The following is a 2,273-nucleotide window of genomic DNA, read 5'->3' on the forward strand; positions in this document are numbered from 1 at the left end:
TGAGCAAAAATGGGCGCCGTCACGATAAACGCTTACTCGATAAAGTCGATATAATTCGCCATATTCCTCCTGAGGTAACCATCTGGGCAGATACCGGTTTTCAAGGTATAGATAAACAGCATCCTAATACACAAATCCCAAAAAAAGGAACTCGAAAAAGACCTTTATCGCCTGAACAAAAACAAGAAAATAAAATAATCTCGGGCATCCGTATTACAGTTGAACACGCCATCGCGGGTATCAAGCGCCTCGGTTGCATGACCCAAATTTTACGGAATCGTAGACCCTTTATTGATGATACCTTCTTACTCCTTAGCGCAGGTCTTTGGAATTTCCATCTCAGAACAGCGTAAAATTTACTTCAATCACCGAAACACCCTTATTTCACTATTAAGCAACACGCTTATTAAAGGAATTTGTCATTGATTCTACGTTAGCTGTACCTGACAAAGTGTTGCGTAGGTTAACATCGCAAAATATTAGCGACAATTCGATTACCTTATCAACCATTACCGATTGGATGAAATGGCTTAATTCGGTTAATAAAGATTCGGGAGAGTATAGAGAGGTTGCATTTCAACGGTTAATCAGTTGTTTAAAAAAAGGAATGACTTCGCTTGATTTATCGGGTTTAGCGCTAACTACGTTGCCTGATACTATACCAAATAGTATAGAAAGTTTGGATGTTCACAATAATCAATTGATTTCGTACCTGATCATTTGCCAGATAATTTAAACAGTCTCGATGCTCGTAATAACCGATTAACGGCTTTACCTACGCTTTTACCAGAGTCTTTAGCCTATTTAGCTCTAGGTAATAATCAATTGGTTAATTTACCTGATAATCTACCAAATTCATTAACATATCTTAATGTTAGTGGTAACCAATTAATGGAGTTACCTGAACAATTGCCGGAGCAGTTAGCTTATCTTAATGTTGGCAGTAATCGATTAACAAAGTTGCCGAATAGTTTACCTGACACATTAGAAAATTTTTACATTCACCGTAATAAACTCGTTTTCTTACCTAATAATTTACCAGTTGATTTAAAACACCTTGATTTTCATAGTAATTTGATAGTGCAATTGCCTGAGAAGTTGCCAAATTTTTTACAATTCCTTTCTGCTAGCAATAATAAGTTAAAAATTTTACCGAATAACCTACCAGATTCATTACAGCAACTTGATATCAGCGGTAATCAACTGTCTATTTTGCCTGACCATTTACCACAAAAATTAAAGATTTTACTGGTAGACAACAATTATTTGACCACTTTACCGGATAATCTGCCGGTTGATTTAAATGTTATTAATGCTCACAATAACCAATTGGCGAAGATACCGGCCTACTTACCCTTTAAATTAACTAACCTTGATCTTAGTTATAATAAACTGACAAATTTTCTAACTAATTTATCTAGCTACTTAGCAACACTTGATATAAGTAATAATCAATTGACTGAGTTGCCTAAAAATTTGCCAGATAAGTTAGAAAAACTTTCAGTGCATAATAATCAGCTAACCAGTTTACCCGATAAACTGCCAAATAGTTTAACAACGCTGAATGTTAGCAACAATCAGTTGGTTAGTTTGCCTGATAATTTACCAGAAAAATTAAGTTATCTTGCGGCTAACAATAATCCAATTAATAATTTTACCTATTAACTTACCTTACAGAATTGAAGATTTGCATGTTCGCAACAATCAATTAACCCATTTAACTAGTCAATTGCCAGAAATGTTAATGAGATTAGATGTAAGTGGTAACCAATTATTTTTCTTACCAGTTAATCTGCCTTCATCATTAATAGCATTGGATGTTAGTAATAACCAATTAAATAAGCTACCCGAAAAGTTACCTTCAACTTTAACTACGCTTAATGCTTATAGTAATCAATTAATTACTTTACCTAAAGTTCTACCAAATAAATTAGAATATATTAATGTTTATAATAATCAATTGCGAAGCATACCCAATAATCTGCCTGGTTCGTTAAAAGAAATTATTTTCAATAATAATCCGCTATTTGAAAAAATGATCCACCTACCTAATCGGCTGACATTGGCTGGCTCAATTGGGGATTATGATGCTCTAATGACTGATCGTAATGTATCAGATTGGCAAATTTCGCTAATTCGCATTGATACACGAGTTTCGCAGTCTCTAAAAAAGAAGTATAAATTTAAAAACAAGAAAAAATCAGGATGTTCATATTTTGTCCGGTTATCCATGCATTAAAGATATCTATAAAATATTCTTGCAAGTAAGCAGT

The 2,273-nt window shown here is 33.7% G+C and carries 3 protein-coding genes; all 3 read left to right on the plus strand.

Annotated features, from left to right (window positions below; genetic code table 11):
• The coding region (locus CBG25_RS08165; protein WP_290603898.1) for a transposase family protein at positions 1–353 on the plus strand (353 nt) is incomplete at its 5' end.
• A 367-nt stretch (positions 354–720) separates the two neighbouring features.
• A complete protein-coding gene (locus CBG25_RS08170; protein ID WP_290605939.1) occupies positions 721–1,665 on the plus strand; it encodes a hypothetical protein in 945 nt (314 codons plus the stop codon).
• 22 nt (positions 1,666–1,687) lie between these two features.
• Positions 1,688–2,239: a hypothetical protein gene (locus CBG25_RS08175; RefSeq protein WP_290605941.1), complete on the plus strand. Its 552-nt coding sequence runs from the start codon at positions 1,688–1,690 to the stop codon at positions 2,237–2,239.
• Positions 2,240–2,273: the final 34 nt, after the last annotated feature.

The organism is Arsenophonus sp. ENCA (assembly GCF_002287155.1).
Taxonomy (GTDB): domain Bacteria; phylum Pseudomonadota; class Gammaproteobacteria; order Enterobacterales; family Enterobacteriaceae; genus Arsenophonus; species Arsenophonus nilaparvatae.